This is a genomic window from Bradyrhizobium sp. SZCCHNS3002, from assembly GCF_032377435.1.
GTDB lineage: Bacteria > Pseudomonadota > Alphaproteobacteria > Rhizobiales > Xanthobacteraceae > Bradyrhizobium.
Genome location: NZ_JAUHHY010000001.1, coordinates 360,834 through 376,600, shown reverse-complemented (window position 1 = coordinate 376,600; position 15,767 = coordinate 360,834). Strand labels below are relative to the sequence as shown.

The window sequence follows — 15,767 nt, the reverse complement described above, 5'->3', positions numbered from 1 at the left end:
CGGTCTTCATTTTCTGAGATGGCGACGGCGGAGGCCGCCGCCCCTCAGATCGCCGGCGCTACTTCTTGACTGCGAACACCCAGACGACGCCGCCTTGCGGGACGTTGTCCTCCAGACCGATGTTGCCTTTCGAGAGCGCATCCTGGATGCGTTGCGCATCGACGCCCCAGCCGGACTGCACGGCGATGTACTGCGTGCCATCGACCTCATAGGCGACGGGCATGCCCATGATCCCCGAGTTCGTCTTCTGCTCCCACAGCAGCTCGCCGGTCTTGGCATGGAACGCCCGGAACATCCGGTCGTTGGTGCCGCCGACCAGAACGAGATCGCCCGCCGTCGCGGTCACCGACCCGAACAGCTGGGATTTCGGGAAATTGTGCGACCACACCTTCTTGCCTGTCGCGGGATCCCAGGCCTGCAGCTCCCCGAAATGGTCGGCACCGGGCCGCACCGTGAGCCCGATGTCCTCGGCCTTGGTGCCGAGCCAGAGCTGGCCGGGAACGAGCGGCAGCTTTTCCCCGGTGAAGCCGCCGCAGAAATTCTCGTTCGCCGGCACGTAGACGAAGCGCGTCTTCTGGCTGTAGGCCGCGGACGGCCAGTCCTTGCCGCCCCACAACGAGGGACAGAAGTCGACACGCTTGCCGAGCGTCGGCTTGTGCGCGGGATCAACGATCGGCCGTCCCGTCTCGGGCTCGATGCCCTTCCAGACATCGGTGTGGACGAAGTTCCAGCCATTGACGTAGTTGATGCGCTCCGGCGTGCGCTCGAGCACCCAGAAGATGGCGTCGCGTCCGGGATGGATCAGGCTCTTGAAGCTGCGGCCGTCGCGCTGCAGGTCGACCAGCATCGGCGCATCGACCTCGTCCCAGTCCCACGAGTCGTTCTGGTGATACTGGAAATGCGTCTTGATCTTTCCGGTCGCAGGATCCAGCGCGATCACCGAGCTGGTGTAGAGATTGTCGCCGGGGTGCAGGCCCCCTGGCCAGGGCGCGGCGTTGCCGACGCCCCAATACACCGTCTTGGTGTCCTTGTCGTAGGTGCCGGTCATCCAGGCCGAGCCGCCGCCGTTCTTCCAGTCGTCGCCGCTCCAGGTGTCATGCCCGGGCTCGCCTTCGGCCGGGATCGTGAAGGTGCGCCAAAGCTCCTTGCCGTCCTCGGCGTCATAAGCGGCAACGTAGCCGCGGACGCCGAACTCGCCGCCGGAGCCGCCGACCATCACCTTGCCGTCGACGATCAGCGGCATCAGCGTGAGATATTGTCCCTTCCTGTAGTCCTGGACCTTCTTGTCCCACAGCACCTTGCCGGTCTTGGCGTCGAGCGCGACCAGATGATCGTCCGTCGTGGCGAGGTAGAGCTTGTCCTGCCAGAGGCCGACGCCACGATTGGTCGGATGCAGCTGGAACAGATCCTCGGGGAGCTCGCGCTTGTAGCGCCAGTACTGATCGCCGGTCTTGGCATTCAGCGCGATGACCTGCCCCATCGGCGTCGTGATGAACATGACGCCGTTGTTGACCAGCGGCGGCGCTTCGTGCCCCTCGACCACGCCGGTGGCAAAGGTCCAGACCGGCACCATGTCCTTGACGTTCGCGGTGTTGATCTGGTCGAGCGGACTATACCCCTGGCCATCATAGGTGCGGCGGTAGAGCATCCAGTTGTCCGGTTCGGGATTTTCGAGCCGCGCGGGCGTGACGGGACTATAGTTGTCGATCGGGCCGGCCACGGCTGCCGGTGCGGCGAGACAGGTGAACGCCACGGTGCTCGATAGCAGCCATTGCTTGATCGCGGTGGACGTGATGGACATGGACAAACCTCCCCTGCTTCGTTTTTCGATTCACTTGTTGTCGTGACGGGTGTCGAGACGACGCGAGTTCCGATAGGGACATGGGATCTCATCAGCCCTGTTGGCCACCTACCTTCCCAATGAAGGGCCCGGCGATCAGGAGCGTGCCGTCCTTGATCGCGAGGGGAAGCGCGGCAAGCCGCCGCGGCGCGGGGCCGAACACGACCTGCGCCCCGCGCCTCGGGTCGTACTCGGAATTGTGGCACATGCATTTGAAGACATCGTCGTTGCCCTCGGTCGCCTTGATCCAGGCCGTGACCGGGCATCCCGCATGCGAGCAGATGGCCGAGTAGGCCACGATGCCTTCGGCCGCGCGCTGACGCGTGTCGTCGTCGAGTTCGTTTGGATCGAGCCTGACGAGCACCACCTCGTTCAATCGCGATCCGTCACGCACGATCGCATTCGCTGGATCCTTCGGCCACGCGTGAACCGGTGGCTCGCCGAGCTTCAAGTCGTCAGGCGTGATCGTCTGCCCTTCGCGCTCCCCTTCCGAGAACACGATCAGGTCGCCTTTCTGCGGCCGCTTCTCCTTGCGAGGATCATCGTCGTCGGCCGCTGCGCCGGCGACTGTTGCGCATGCGGCAAGCGTGCCGAAAACCACCGAGCGGCGTGTCGGGTGATCATCCATGACAGATCTTTGCGTGTGAAGTTGTGTGCGTGAGTCGTGGGAATGCTGCTCTAAAGTCCGGCGTCCCGCAGCGCACCCTGACATAGAACAATTAGAACAACACAACCTGACGAAATCAAGGCGCGTTGCGCGATTTCGCCGCGATGTTTTCAACTATCGTCGCTGCTGCGCGTCATTGCCGATGCAACAGTTCGGCGAAAGCTGCTGGTGATCGGCAGCGACGGTGTCGCCAGCTCCGTCTGCAATTTTCGACCACGCGAGATGTGGACCAGGGTCGGGATGAGAGCGGCGCGACAACACCCCTACGCGCTGCCGAGCCCGATGCCGACCAGTTCGAAACGCGGCTCGGCGGATCGAACGTCCGGCCGGCTGAGGGCCCGGATCGATGGAGTCGGCTTCGCGACGAGAGTGGTTGCCTAAGCGACCGATTGCCTATATTGCTCCGCCCACAGGGGCCACGTGGCGGAGTGGTTACGCAGCGGTCTGCAAAACCGTTTACACCAGTTCAATTCTGGTCGTGGCCTCCACTCAATCAAGATCAAGCGGGTTGGACCACCCATTGGCCGCGGCCGGCGCTAGATGGGCAGATCGTCGATGCCGCCAGGATAGCTGACCTGCGCGCGCGGCCAGGTCAGAATTGCCCCTCGTTCACCGGCCGAGACGCCGCCCCGATCCGAGCCGGACCTGCCGGCCAGCCGGGGCGCGTAATCCCTGAACTGCACCACATTGGATTTTTCTGCTTCCTGCATGGCTCTGATCCTCGTTCCATGCTGCGATGCAAGAAGCGTACCCCCGGTTCCTAAACCCGGCGTTTACGGCCGCGCCAATCCGGCTTGCGGGCCTTTGGGCGGGGCGTGAGCTCCGGTTGCTCTTTTTCCACCTCCCGATACCGCGCCAGCATGCGCTCGAAGCTGGCGTCGAGGGTCGTGGCGATCTCCGGCCGGCGTTCCAGCGCGGCCATCAGCATCCCCGCCGCCTCGATGGTCGACAGCCCGTCGCGGCGCGGCTCGCGGCGCAGCCGGCCGTAGCGCGACGGCTGCCGCGGCCCGAGGATCACGCGCTGGCACTTCAGCATCCACGGATTGCGCCACCACAGCGCCTTGGCCTGGCTCCAGGTGCCGTCGAGCAGGATCACGCCCTCGATCGACTTGAGGATGGCGCGCTGGTTGTCGGCCACCTCGCCCTTGCGGGTCAGCGCGACCACCTCGGTCTCAGGATCGAGCTCGGCCGCCTTGGCCGAGCCGAGATAGAGAATGGCCCAGCGCGCGGGATCGGCAACCGGCCGTCCCAGCGCCCTGGCGAGGCTCGGCCAGGACAGCCCGACCTTGACCACCGCGTTCTTGAAATGCTGGGCGGCGAGCCGCGCGGTGCCGAGCGCGCGGTCCTGCTCCTGCGGGTGCTGCAGGATCAGGAGCCCCAGCCGGCTTTCCAGCGGCGTGACGCTGTCGCAGATGCACAGCGGCAGCGGCTTCTGGCAGCGCGGGCAGTCGGGTGGCGCCTCGGTGGCAAGCGGCGGATGGTTGTGTGTCTCTGGCATGCCGCGCCTATACGCGCCGCTGAACGTCGCGACAACGGCTCATTCGGCAGGAGCTGCGAGCGGCTCCGGCGCCGAGCGGCGGCGCAGCCGGTCGATCAGCAGATAGATCACCGGCGTGGTGTAGAGGGTGAGGATCTGCGACACCAGCAGCCCGCCGATGATGGTGATGCCGAGCGGGCGGCGCAGCTCGGTGCCGGGACCGGTCGCGATCACCAGAGGCAGGCCGGCGAACAGCGCGGCGAGGGTCGTCATCAGGATCGGGCGGAATCGCACCCGGCAGGCCTCGAAGATCGCATCGGCCGATGACATGCCGCGCTGCCGCTCGGCTTCCAGCGCGAAATCGACCAGCATGATGCCGTTCTTCTTGACGATCCCGATCAGCAGGATGATGCCGACGAAGGCGATCACCGTCAGCGGCGTGTTGGTAACCTGCAAGGCGAGCAGCGCGCCGAGCCCGGCCGACGGCAAGGTCGAGATGATCGTCAGCGGATGCGCCAGGCTCTCATAGAGCACGCCGAGCACGATATACATCGCGGCCAGGGCGAACAGGATCAAGAGAGGCTGGCGGCCGCTGCTCTTGTTGAAGTCCCCGGCATTGCCGTCGAAGCTGCCGCGGATGCCCTCCGGCATGTGCAGCTCGTCGACGGCGCGCTGGATGTTGGCGGTCGCGGTCTGCAAGGGCACGTCCGGCAGCAGGTTGAACGAGACGGTGGTCGAAGGGAACGATTGTGAATGATACACCGCCAGCGGTGACAGGCCGCGCTCGGCCTTGACCAGCGCCGACAACGGCACCTGCGCGTCCCCTGCCCCGGCCACATAGATGCGGTCGAGATTGGAGGGATCGGTCTGGAACTTCGGGTCGATCTCCAGCACGACCATGTACTGGTTGCGCTGGCTGTAGACGATCGAGATCTGGCGTTGCGCGAAGGCGTTGTTGAGCGCGTTGTCGATATCCTGGACGCGGACGCCGAGGCTCGCCGCCGTTTGTCGGTCGATCCGCAGCGCGAGCTGCAGGCCACCGGGATCGCGGTCGCTGGAAATGTCGGTGATGCCGTCGACCGTCTCCAGGCGCTTGGCGACAATCGGCGCCCATTTCTGCAGAAGGTCGAGATCGGGGCTGCTCAACGTGTACTGGTAGTCGGAATCGCTCTGGCGGCCGCCGGTGCGCACGTCCTGCGCGGCGAACATGAAGAGCCGAATGCCGGGGACCATCGCGAGGCTCCGCCTGAGGCGGTTGATCACGAGCTCAGTCGAGACGCCCTCGCGCTCCGCCGGGGGCTTGAGGTTGATGAACATGGTGCCGCGGTTGGACGTCGCGCCGCCCGGCCCGCCGCCACCCCCGACCGTCGAGCCGATGCCGGCCACGGCGGGATCGGCCATCACGATGTCGGCAAGCCGCTGCTGCAGGCCCAGCATGGACTGGAACGAAATGTCGGCCGAGGCGCGCGTCGCACCGATGACGAAGCCGGAATCGTCGGTCGGGAAGTAGCCCTTGGGCACCTTGATGTAGAGCGTCACTGTGAGCGCGATGGTGGCGAAGAACACGATCAGGGTGAGAAACGGATAAACCAGCACGCCGCGCAGCGTCCAGGCATAGAAGCGGACCATGCCGGACAGCGCGCCTTCGACGATACGGTCGAACCAGGTGGCACGATCGGACAGCGTCTCCTTGATGTAATGCGCGCAGATCATCGGCGTCACCGTCAGCGATACCAATGTCGACACGACGATCGCAAAGGTCAGCGTCAGCGAGAACTCACGCAGGAGACGGCCGACGACGCCGTCCATGAAGATCAAGGGCACGAAGGCTGCAATCAGAGAAAGGCTGATCGACAACACGGTAAAGCCGATCTGGCGGGCGCCATCGAGCGCGGCGCGCATCGGCGACAGGCCATGCTCGAGATTGCGGTACATGTTCTCGATCATGACGATGGCGTCGTCGACGACGAAGCCGACGGAGATCGCGAGCGCCATCAGTGACAGATTGTCGATCGAGAAGCCTGCGAGCCACATCGCCGCGCAGGTACCGGCAAGCGCCAGCGGCACCGAGACGCCGGCCGCGACCGTCGGCACCAGACGGCGAAGGAACAGGAACACGACGATCATCACCAGCACGGCGGTCGCGAGCAAGGTCCACTGCATGTCATCGACCGAGGCGCGAATGGTCCCGGTGCGGTCGACCAGCGTGGAGATCTCGATCCCCGCCGGCAGCCATTGCTTGAGCTCCGGGATCAGCGCCTTCACCCGGTCGACCGTCTCGATCACGTTGGCATCGCCCTGCTTGGCGATCTGGATCAGCACCGCCGGCTGCTTGTTGAACCAGGCGATCGAACGCACGTTGCGCACGGAATCCTCGACGTCGGCGACATCCGACAGCCGTACGAAGCTGCCATTGCTGCTCTTGATCAGGATGTCGCGGAATTCGGCCGCGCTGCGCATCTGCCGGTTGATGGCGATGGTCTCGCTCTGGCGGCCGCCCTCGAAGATGCCGACAGGCCCGATCGGATTGGCATTGATGATCGCCGTCCGGACATCGTCGGTCGAGATGCCGGCATTGGCGAGCGAGACCGGATTGAGCGCGATGCGCACGGCGGGTTGATCGGCGCCGCTGACCGTGACGTTACCGACGCCGGGTACCTGGAACAGCCGCTGCGCGAGCACGGTGTCGGCGACGTCATACATCGCGCTCGTCGTCATCGTCTTCGAGGTCAGCGCCAGAACGAATACGGGAGCCGCGGCCGTGTTCGCCTTGCGGAACCGCGGCAGCGCCGGAAGGTCGCTCGGAAGGTCCGACAGCGAGGCATTGATGGCCGCCTGCACGTCGCGCGCGGCCTTGTCGATGTCGCGGCCGATCGAGAATTGGATCTGGATGTTGGTGGTGCCGAGCGAGCTCGTCGAGGTGATCTGGTTGACGCCCGCGATCTCGCCGAGTCGCCGCTCCAGCGGCGCCGCGACCGTCCCCGCCATGACGGACGGGTCCGCGCCCGGGCGCGACGCGCTGACGAAGATCGCCGGGAAATCGACGTTCGGCACCGGCGCGACCGGAAGGAAGATGTAGGCGACGATCCCGACCAGGAACAGGCCGATCGAGAGCAGTGTGGTGCCGACCGGCCGGCGAATGAACGGCTCGGAGATCGAGGCCATCACTGGACGCCTTCGGTCGCACCTGCAATCGGCGGCGACGGCAGGTTCGGCGCCGGCGGCAGCGCGCGCTCGAAGCGACGATTGATGCGGTCGAGCGCGAGATAGATGACCGGCGTCGTGTACAGGGTCAGCAATTGGCTGAGCAGCAGGCCGCCGATGATGGAGATGCCGAGCGGAAAGCGCAGCTCCGAGCCGGTGCCGCTCTCGATCGCCAGCGGCAGCGCACCGAACAGCGCGGCCAGGGTCGTCATCATGATCGGGCGGAAGCGCAGGAGACACGCTTGCACGATCGCGTCGTAAGGCGTGCGGTTCTCGTGACGCTCCGCCTCGAGCGCGAAGTCGATCATCATGATCGCGTTCTTCTTGACGATGCCCATCAGGAGGATGATGCCGATCAAGCCGATGACCGAGAGATCCTGGCCGAACAGCATCAGGGCCAGGATGGCGCCGACGCCCGCCGACGGCAAGGTCGACAGGATCGTGATCGGATGGATGTAGCTCTCATAGAGCACGCCGAGCACGATGTAGATCGTGACCACGGCCGCCAGCAGCAGCCAGGGCTGGCCGGCCAGCGACTTGGCGAATTCGGCGGCATCACCCGAGTACACGCCGATGATGCTGCCGGGCATGCCGATGCGGTTCTCGGTCGCATGGAGCGCGTCGACCGCCTCGCTCAGGGCCACGCCGGGCGCGAGATTGAAGCTCAGCGACACCGCCGGAAACTGCGCCTGGTGCGAGATTGCCAGCGGCGCGGTGGTGCGCTTCAGGCTTGCCACCGCCGAGAGCGGCACTTGGCCGCCGGCGCCAGGCAGATAGAGCTTCGACAGGATCGAGGGATCGCGCTGATACATCGGCAGCGCCTCCAGCACGACGCGGTACTGGTTGGCCTGGCCATAGATCGTCGAGATCTGCCGCTGCGCAAAGGCGTCATTGAGCGTGTCGGTGACGCCCTGCAGACTGACGCCGAGCTGGCCGGCGCGCTGACGGTCGATGGTCAGCTCCGCGCGCAGGCCGCCCTCCTGGGCTTCGGAGGAGACGTCGCGGAACAGAGGGTCGCGACGCATTTCTCCGACAAGCTGCCTCGCCCATTTCGACACCTCGGCGGCATCGGCACCGGTCAGCGTGTACTGATACTGCGAACGGCTCGCCTGGGTCGAGATCTGCACGTCCTGGACCGGCTGGAAGTACACGGTCATGCCGGGAACGCCCGAGGTTTTCTGCTTCAGCCGGTCGATCACCTCGGCGACGCCATCCTGCCGGTCGCCGAGCGGCTTCAAGGTCATGACGAGACGGCCGACATTGGTGGTCGGGTTGACCGATCCGGCGCCGATCACCGAGACGACGCCGACGACGTCGGGATCGGCCCGGATCGCGGCGGCGACATCCGCCTGGCGCTTCTTCATTTCGGCGAACGACACGTCAGGGCCGGCTTCGGTCACCGCCGTGATCGAGCCGGTATCCTGCAGCGGCAGGAAGCCCTTGGGCGCGACGACGTAGAGCGCCAAGGTCGCCGCCAAGGTCGCGAAGGTCACGACGAGCGTCTCGGTCTGGCGGTCGAGCACCCAGAGCAGGCTGCGGTGATAGACCGCCACCGTGCGGTCGATGAAGCGGCTGATGGCGTTCAGTCCCGGCAGCACCCATTCCTCGCTGGCATGCTTCAACAGCCGCGAGCACATCATCGGCGTCAAGGTCAGCGAGACCACCGCCGACGTCACCACTGCGATCGTCAAGGTCAAAGCGAACTCGCGGAACATGCGGCCGACAAGCCCCGACATGAACAGCAGCGGAATGAACACCGCGATCAGCGACACGGTCAGCGAGATCACGGTGAAGCCGATCTCGCGCGCGCCGCGCAGCGAGGCGTTCATCGCGCTCTCGCCATTCTCCATGTGGCGCACGATGTTCTCGATCATCACGATGGCGTCGTCGACGACGAAGCCGGTGCCGATGGTGAGTGCCATCAGCGAGAGATTGTCGAGACTGAAGCCGGCAAAGTACATCACGCCGAAGCTCGTGATCAGCGAAAGCGGCAGCGCGACGCCGGCGATGATCGTGGCGCGCAGCGAGCGCAGAAACAGCAGCACGACCAGCGTCACCAGCACCACGCTGAGCACCAGCGTGAACTGCACGTCGTGCACCGAGGCGCGGATGGTCACGGTGCGATCGCTGACGATGGCGAGCTTCACGCCGGCGGGAAGCGTGCGCTGCAGCTTCGGGATCTCGGCACGGATCTGCTTGACGACCTCGATGACGTTGGCACCCGGCTGGCGCTGGATGTCGAGGATGACCGCAGGGACACCCTGGTACCAGCCGCCGGTCCGATCGTTCTCCAAACCATCGATAATCGTCGCGACATCGCCGATCGTGACCGGCGAGCCGTTGCGGTAGGCAATGATGATCGGCTTGTAGGCGTCGGCGGCCGCGATCTGGTCGTTGGCCGTGATCAGATAGGCCTGCTGCGCCCCGTCGAGCGATCCCTTGGGACCGGAGACGTTGGCGCCTGCGATGGCGGCGCGCAGGTCCTCCATCGAGATGCCATAGGCGGCGAGCCGCGCCAGGTCGGCCTGCACGCGCACCGCGGGCTTGAGTCCGCCGAGCACCGAGACACGGCCGACGCCCGAGACCTGGCTCAGCCGCTGGGCCATGATCGTGTCCGCCATGTCGCTCATCGCGCGCAGGGAGATCGTGTCCGAGGTCAGCGCGAGCGTCATGACCGGTGCGTCGGCCGGATTGACCTTGGCATAGGTCGGCGGATAGGGCAGCGACTTCGGCAAGACGCCGGCGGCGGCATTGATCGCCGCCTGGACGTCCTGCGTGGCGCCATCGATGTCGCGTCCGAGATCGAACTGCAACGAGATCTGGCTGACGCCGAACGAGCTCGTCGAGTTCATCGCCGAGAGCGACGGGATCTGCCCAAGCTGGCGCTCCAGCGGCGCCGTGATCAGCGAGGCGATCACATCCGGGCTGGCGCCCGGCAGTTGCGTCGTCACCTGGACGGTCGGGAAGTCGACCTGCGGCAGCGCCGAGACCGGCAGCGCGAGATAGCCGAGCAGGCCGCCGATCAGCAGCGCGACGCCGAGCAGCGAGGTCGCGATAGGACGGCGGATGAAGGGTTCGGAGACGCTCATCGCGACTGCTCGTCACTCTTGCGGTCGCGTCATGGCTGCGCCTTCGCGCCGCGACCTGCCTCACTCCCTCCCTGGGGCGCTGCACCGGCATCGGTCTGGCCCGCGGCCTGAGGTCTGCGACGCCGCTCGCCGTCCTTCGGCGCGCCGTTAGGCGGCGCTCCGCCCTCCTTCGCCTGGTCCTTGCCTTGATCCTTTGCTTGCGGATTGCGGCCGCGTTTGCGAGGCGCCAGATCGGCCTGCGGCGTCTGCTCGGCGCGCCCGACCACCACTTTGACGCCCTCGGCGAGGTTGGCAAAACCTGTCGTCACCACACGGTCCGAGGGGCTCAAGCCGCTCGCGATCACGGCCTCGCTCTCATTCTGCTGCACGACCGCCACCGGATGCGCGGAGACGATGTCGCCCTCGCCAATCACGTAGCTGAACGTACCTGCCGGCCCGCGCTGTACTGCCGACGTCGGCACCGTGATCGCCTGCGACAGGGTCTCGACCTTGAGCCGGACATTGACGAACTGTCCTGGCCAGAGCTGGAATTTACCGTTGGGGAATTCGGCTTTCAGCTTCAGCGTGCCCGTCGTCTGATCGACCTGGTTGTCGATGCCCCGCAACGTGCCGGTGTCGATGACGGTGACGCCGTCATTGCCGAACACGTCGACGGCGAGCGGTCCGTTGGCGGCGGCCGCATTGACGCGCATGATTTGCTGTTGGGGCAGGCTGAACTGAACCGCAATCGGCTGCAGCTGCGTGATGACGACGAGGCCGGTCGCGTCAGAGGCATGAACGACGTTGCCCTGGTCGACCTGGCGCAGACCGGCGCGGCCGGAGAGCGGCGCCACGATCTTGGTGTAGCTCAAGGTCGTCGCCGCGTTGTCGATCGCGGCCTGATCCGCCTTGATCAGCGCCTGCTGCTGCGCCACCACCGCGCGCTGCGTGTCGGCCTGCTGCTTGGTGCCGGCATTGCTGGCGGCGAGCTGCTCGTAGCGGGCGAGGTCGAGCTTCTGGTTGGCGAGCTGCGCCTCGTCCTGCGCCTTCTTGGCGACGGCCTGGTCGTATTGCGCCTGATAGATCGCCGGATCGATCTCGGCGAGCACGTCGCCCTTCTTGACGTCCTGCCCTTCGACGAAATTGACCGCGATCAGCTTGCCGTCGACCTGGGAGCGAACCGTGACGGTATTGAGCGCGCGGACCGAGCCGACGCCGTCGAGATAGACCGGCACGTCCTTGATGGCAGGCGAGGCGGCCAGGACCGGAACGGGAAGGTCGGGCCGCGCGAAGCGGTTATTGGTCTGCTGCTTCTGCTGCATCGCCGACCAGCCGATATAGCCGAGGCCGCCCAGGATCAGCAGCGTGATCGTGATCGACACCAGCCGCCGCGCCACGCTGGACCGCGCGCGCTTCACTGCTCCCTTCTCGTCCGGTTTAAAGAGCATCGGCCGACTTCTCCATGCGCGGCTCCCAGCCGCCGCCGAGCGCCTGATAGAGGCTCACGAACGCCTGCAGGCGCGCCAGTTGCGCCTGCCATAGCGCGTCCTCGGCCTGGAACAGCGTCAATTGCGTATTCAAGACTGTCACGATGTCGGCAGTTCCCGCGCGCAGTTGCTGCTCGGACAATTCGAACGCACGACGCGAGGCGGTAACGACCTGGCGCTGCAGTTGAAGCCTGATCGTGGTCTGCTTGATCGAGAACAGCGCATTGTCGACGTCGGTGAAGGCCTGGATTACGGTCTTGCGGTAGGTCTGCAGCAGCTCATCCTGGCGCGCTTTGGCATTCTCGAAATTGCCGAGAATCCGGCCGCCGTCGAAGATCGGCTGGGTCAGGCTGCCGGCGAGGCTGAAGAACGCCGCATGCGGCTGAAACAGCGAGGTCAGCGCTGCACTTTGATAGCCTCCGTTTCCGGTCAACTGGATGCTCGGAAAGAATTGCGCCCGTGCGCTGCCGACATTGGCGGTGGCTGACGCCAATTGGGCCTCCTGCCGGCGGATGTCGGGACGCTGCGTCAGGATCTCCGACGGCAGACCAGGCGTGACCCGCGGAGTCCTGATCTGGTCGAGCGAGCCGCCAATGACCCGAATGCCTTCGGGCGATCGCGCGACCAGCACAGCCAGGGCATTGACGTTCTGATCGAGCGTTTGGCGCAGCGGCGGCACCGCCGCCTTCTGATTGGCGAGCACGCTCTCCTGCTGCGCGACGTCAAGATCATTGCCGGTGCCGGCCTTCTGCCGCTCGCGGATGGCATCGAGCACACGCGTGGCGCTGGCGATGTTGCGCTCCGCCGTCCGAATCCGATCCTGGGCGGCCAGCACCTGGAAATAGGCATTGGCGACGGTGGCGAGCGTCGTCAGCTGCGTGACGTCGCGGTCGAAGCGGTTGGCCAATGCGGTCTCCTCGGCCGCCTGCAGCGCGTCGCGATTCTGGCCGAAAAAGTCGAGCTGGTAGCTCGCAGAGAGCGAGGCCTGGTAATTGACGACCTCGCGGCCGCCATTCGTGAGCCCGCTGGAGCTCGACCCGGACGTGCGCGAATAGGTCTCCTGCCCCGTGCTCGACAGGCTCGGCAGCAGCGCCGCGCCGGCCTGCCGCGCCAGCGCATCGGCCTGCCTGAACCTGGCCACAGCAGCGGCTATATCGAGGTTGACGGTCTGCGCCTCCTCCATCAGCTGGGTCAGCTCGCGTGATCCGAAGCCGCGCCACCAATCGAGCGGCGGTGGCGCCGCCATATCGGAACCGGACGCCGCCTTGTAGCGCCGGGGCATGTCGAGGGCCGGGTCGGGAATATCCTGCGTCAGCAGGCAGCCGGCCGAGCTTGCCGCCAGGCCGATCGCCGCGATCCAGCGGACGAAATGCCGCAGGCCCGCCGGAGCGCTATTCTCCCGCTTCCCGGCAACGATCCGCGGGTCAGCGGACGCGCGGCAAGGCTCGTCGACGGCAATCGGCACGGTGGACACTGGCGTGATGCTTCCCTGTAGTCTTGGGAATCATTCTAGCCGCAGCCCACGGCGCCGGACAGCCCTGCAGCCCCCGTCTCCCCGGCAGCGATGGTGCCGATAAAGTCCGCCGAATCGACAAATCTCCCGTAAATCAGCAGAGTTTCGTGCAGACGCGGCCCCGGGCCATGGCTGCCGCCTTACCAAGATTTCATCTGTCCAATGCCGTTTTAGGCGGGGTGTGACGCGGCGAGCGCGCCCGTGAAACCCTTTGGCGGGGACTCCGTAACTTGCACGTGAACTTCAGGGGGCATTCATGCGAGTTGCGGTGGTCGGAACGGGTATTGCGGGTAACGCCGCGGCCTGGTCCCTGGCGAAGCGTTATCCGATCACCGTCTACGAGCGCGATCTCCGTCCGGGCGGCCACAGCCACACCGTGACGATCGACTATGACGGCGCTCCGGTCTCCGTCGACATCGGCTTCATCGTCTACAACGAGCTGAACTATCCTGAGCTCACCGCCTTGTTCGATCACCTGGGGGTCGAGACGGTCGACAGCAGCATGAGCTTTGCCGTCACCGCGGATGCCGGCCGGTTCGAATGGAAAGGTGGCGGCAACACCTGGCTCGACACCGCCAAGGGGCTGTTCGCTCAGCCGAGCAACCTGCTGTCGACATCCTATCTCTGGATGCTCAGGGACATCCTGAGCTTCAACGAGCAGAGTACAGCGGACTTCAAGGCCGGTCGTCTCGAGGGCCTGACGCTTGGCGACTATTTCCGCCGCAACCATTTCGCGCCGCGCCTGCTGACCGACTATCTGGCGCCGATGGGTGCCGCGATCTGGTCGGCCCCGGCATCCGAGATGCTTGACTTTCCGGCCGAGAACTTCGTCGCGTTCTTCAGCAATCACAGGTTGCTGCAATATGATCGCCCGGTCTGGCGCACCGTCAAGGGCGGCAGCCGCCGCTACGTGGAGAAGCTGACGTCGAGCTTCCGCAACCACATCAGGCTCGGCAGCGCTGTGACGAGCATCGAACGCACCGGCCACGGCGTCGTCGTCCAAGATAGCAGCGGACGTCGGGATACCTACGATCATGTGGTGATTGCCGCGCACAGCGACCAGGCTTTGTCGATGCTCACCGACGCGGACGAGCGGGAGCGCGGCATCCTCGGTGCGATCAAATATTCGCCCAACACGATCTATCTGCACCGTGACAGCCGGCTGATGCCAAAGCGCCGCCGCGCCTGGGCTTCGTGGAATTTCCTGCGCTGGCGGCGTGAAGGCGTTCCCATGAACGATGTCGCCGTCACCTATTGGATGAACAATCTGCAGGACATCGACGACGCCAGGCCGCTGTTCGTCAGCCTCAATCCACCCTTCGCTCCGGCTCCGGAGCTGACCTTTGGCAAATATATCTGTGAGCACCCACAATATACGGCTGCCGCCTTTGCGGCGCAGAAGCGTCTGGCAGCGATTCAGGGGCAGCGCCATACTTGGTTCTGCGGGGCCTGGACCGGCTACGGCTTCCATGAGGACGGGCTGCGCTCGGGTCTCGCCGTGGCGGAGGCGCTCGGCGCGAGCGTGCCATGGCGCGGGTTTCCAGCCGAGCTCGCCGAGGCTGCGGAATAGGCGCGACATGGACATGGATCACTCGGGGCCGGAAGAACGAACAGAAGCGGCCGCGCTCTATGTCGGAGAGGTCATGCACGCCCGCATGCGGCCGACCACGCATCGCTTCCGGTATCGCGTGATGAGCCTGCTGATCGATCTCGGCCGGCTCGACCAGGCGGACCGGCAGACCTCGCTGTTCGGGGTCAATCGGCGCGCGCTCTACAGCTTCCACGAGGCCGACCACGGTCCGCGCGACGGCTCGTCGCTGCTGGCCTATGCGCAGACCTGCGCGGCGGATCAGGGGATCGATCTCAGCGGCGGACGCGTGCTGCTGCTGTGCTATCCGCGGCTGCTCGGCTACGTGTTCAATCCGCTGTCGGTCTATTTCTGCCATCGCAGCGACGGCACCCTGGCGCTGATGATCTACGAGGTCCGCAACACCTTCGGCGAGATCAAGCCCTATGTGCTGCCCGTCAGGCCCAATGAGCTGTCCGCGGCAGGGCTGCGCCAGACGCAGGACAAGACCTTCTACGTCTCGCCGTTCATCGACATGGCGATGCGCTACCATTTCCGCATCATGCCGCCGGGCGACAAGGTCAAGTTGCGGATTCTGGAAACTGGCGCCGACGGGCCCCTGCTCGCTGCAACCTTCTCCGGCCGTCGTCGCGGGCTGACGTCCGGCTCCCTGCTCGCTGCCTTCGTCTCGCTCCCGCTGGTGACTGTCAAAATCTTCGCCGCGATCCATTGGGAGGCACTGCGGCTGTGGGCCAAAGGCGTCCGGCTCGTGCCGCGCGGCGAAATCATTGCAGGCCCTGGAACCAATACCGGCTTGGCGGGGAACGGCAGCCACGCTTATATATCACGACGCTGACCGGAAACGGCCGGCTCGCTCTGCGTCCGTGATTCCCTGCCCGCACAGGTGCCACACCGGCCAGCCGACGGGGACGTGGGCTGGAGCC

General features: G+C 65.6%; 10 protein-coding genes and 1 tRNA gene. 3 read left to right on the top strand and 8 right to left on the bottom strand.

Annotated elements, in window-relative coordinates:
- Positions 1 to 58: 58 nt before the first annotated feature.
- Together QW845_RS01660 and QW845_RS01655 are read right to left on the bottom strand one after the other, a co-directional pair.
- Positions 59 to 1,801 (bottom strand): methanol/ethanol family PQQ-dependent dehydrogenase, encoded by a 1,743-nt coding sequence (locus tag QW845_RS01660; protein WP_315799924.1) that lies wholly within the window; start codon positions 1,799 to 1,801, stop codon positions 59 to 61.
- Between the two features lie 91 nt (positions 1,802 to 1,892).
- Positions 1,893 to 2,468 (bottom strand): ubiquinol-cytochrome c reductase iron-sulfur subunit, encoded by a 576-nt coding sequence (locus QW845_RS01655; protein ID WP_315800424.1) that lies wholly within the window; start codon positions 2,466 to 2,468, stop codon positions 1,893 to 1,895.
- A gap of 453 nt (positions 2,469 to 2,921) precedes the next feature.
- Between QW845_RS01655 and QW845_RS01650 the strand changes: the two genes are divergently transcribed.
- Positions 2,922 to 2,995, top strand: a tRNA-Cys gene (locus tag QW845_RS01650).
- A 48-nt stretch (positions 2,996 to 3,043) separates the two neighbouring features.
- On the opposite strand, the gene QW845_RS01645 is transcribed toward QW845_RS01650, so the two are convergent.
- From QW845_RS01645 to QW845_RS01620, 6 genes are read right to left on the bottom strand one after another with little or no spacing between them, the layout of a single operon-like run.
- Complete coding sequence (locus QW845_RS01645) at positions 3,044 to 3,217, bottom strand: hypothetical protein (RefSeq protein WP_315799923.1); 174 nt, start codon at positions 3,215 to 3,217, stop codon at positions 3,044 to 3,046.
- A 50-nt stretch (positions 3,218 to 3,267) separates the two neighbouring features.
- A complete protein-coding gene (locus QW845_RS01640) occupies positions 3,268 to 4,005 on the bottom strand; it encodes a tRNA-uridine aminocarboxypropyltransferase (protein ID WP_315799922.1) in 738 nt (245 codons plus the stop codon).
- 39 nt (positions 4,006 to 4,044) lie between these two features.
- A complete protein-coding gene (locus tag QW845_RS01635) occupies positions 4,045 to 7,149 on the bottom strand; it encodes an efflux RND transporter permease subunit (RefSeq protein WP_315799921.1) in 3,105 nt (1,034 codons plus the stop codon).
- Positions 7,149 to 10,277, bottom strand: coding sequence for an efflux RND transporter permease subunit (locus QW845_RS01630; RefSeq protein WP_315799920.1), 3,129 nt, complete (start codon positions 10,275 to 10,277; stop codon positions 7,149 to 7,151). Before QW845_RS01630 ends, QW845_RS01635 begins: the two co-directional genes overlap by 1 nt.
- 29 nt (positions 10,278 to 10,306) lie before the next feature.
- Positions 10,307 to 11,704 carry an efflux RND transporter periplasmic adaptor subunit gene (locus QW845_RS01625; RefSeq protein ID WP_315799919.1) on the bottom strand — a complete coding sequence of 466 codons (1,398 nt, stop codon included), beginning with the start codon at positions 11,702 to 11,704 and terminating at the stop codon, positions 10,307 to 10,309.
- Entirely contained in the window at positions 11,694 to 13,217 is a 1,524-nt protein-coding gene (locus tag QW845_RS01620) for an efflux transporter outer membrane subunit (protein ID WP_315799918.1), read from the bottom strand. The genes QW845_RS01625 and QW845_RS01620 overlap by 11 nt, the downstream gene beginning before the upstream one ends.
- A gap of 295 nt (positions 13,218 to 13,512) precedes the next feature.
- Between QW845_RS01620 and QW845_RS01615 the strand changes: the two genes are divergently transcribed.
- Positions 13,513 to 14,826 (top strand): NAD(P)/FAD-dependent oxidoreductase, encoded by a 1,314-nt coding sequence (locus tag QW845_RS01615; protein WP_315799917.1) that lies wholly within the window; start codon positions 13,513 to 13,515, stop codon positions 14,824 to 14,826.
- A gap of 7 nt (positions 14,827 to 14,833) precedes the next feature.
- On the top strand, positions 14,834 to 15,679 hold the full coding sequence (locus QW845_RS01610; RefSeq protein ID WP_315799916.1) for a DUF1365 domain-containing protein: 846 nt from the start codon (positions 14,834 to 14,836) through the stop codon (positions 15,677 to 15,679).
- Positions 15,680 to 15,767 lie beyond the last annotated feature (88 nt).

Coding starts and splice junctions, on each gene's coding strand:
- QW845_RS01655 (WP_315800424.1), bottom strand. CDS start 2,468: ATGGATGATCACCCGACACGCCGCTCGGTGGTTTTCGGCACGCTTGCC.
- QW845_RS01630 (WP_315799920.1), bottom strand. CDS start 10,277: ATGAGCGTCTCCGAACCCTTCATCCGCCGTCCTATCGCGACCTCGCTG.
- QW845_RS01625 (WP_315799919.1), bottom strand. CDS start 11,704: ATGCTCTTTAAACCGGACGAGAAGGGAGCAGTGAAGCGCGCGCGGTCC.
- QW845_RS01615 (WP_315799917.1), top strand. CDS start 13,513: ATGCGAGTTGCGGTGGTCGGAACGGGTATTGCGGGTAACGCCGCGGCC.
- QW845_RS01610 (WP_315799916.1), top strand. CDS start 14,834: ATGGACATGGATCACTCGGGGCCGGAAGAACGAACAGAAGCGGCCGCG.
- QW845_RS01660 (WP_315799924.1), bottom strand. CDS start 1,801: ATGTCCATCACGTCCACCGCGATCAAGCAATGGCTGCTATCGAGCACC.
- QW845_RS01640 (WP_315799922.1), bottom strand. CDS start 4,005: ATGCCAGAGACACACAACCATCCGCCGCTTGCCACCGAGGCGCCACCC.
- QW845_RS01645 (WP_315799923.1), bottom strand. CDS start 3,217: ATGCAGGAAGCAGAAAAATCCAATGTGGTGCAGTTCAGGGATTACGCG.
- QW845_RS01635 (WP_315799921.1), bottom strand. CDS start 7,149: ATGGCCTCGATCTCCGAGCCGTTCATTCGCCGGCCGGTCGGCACCACA.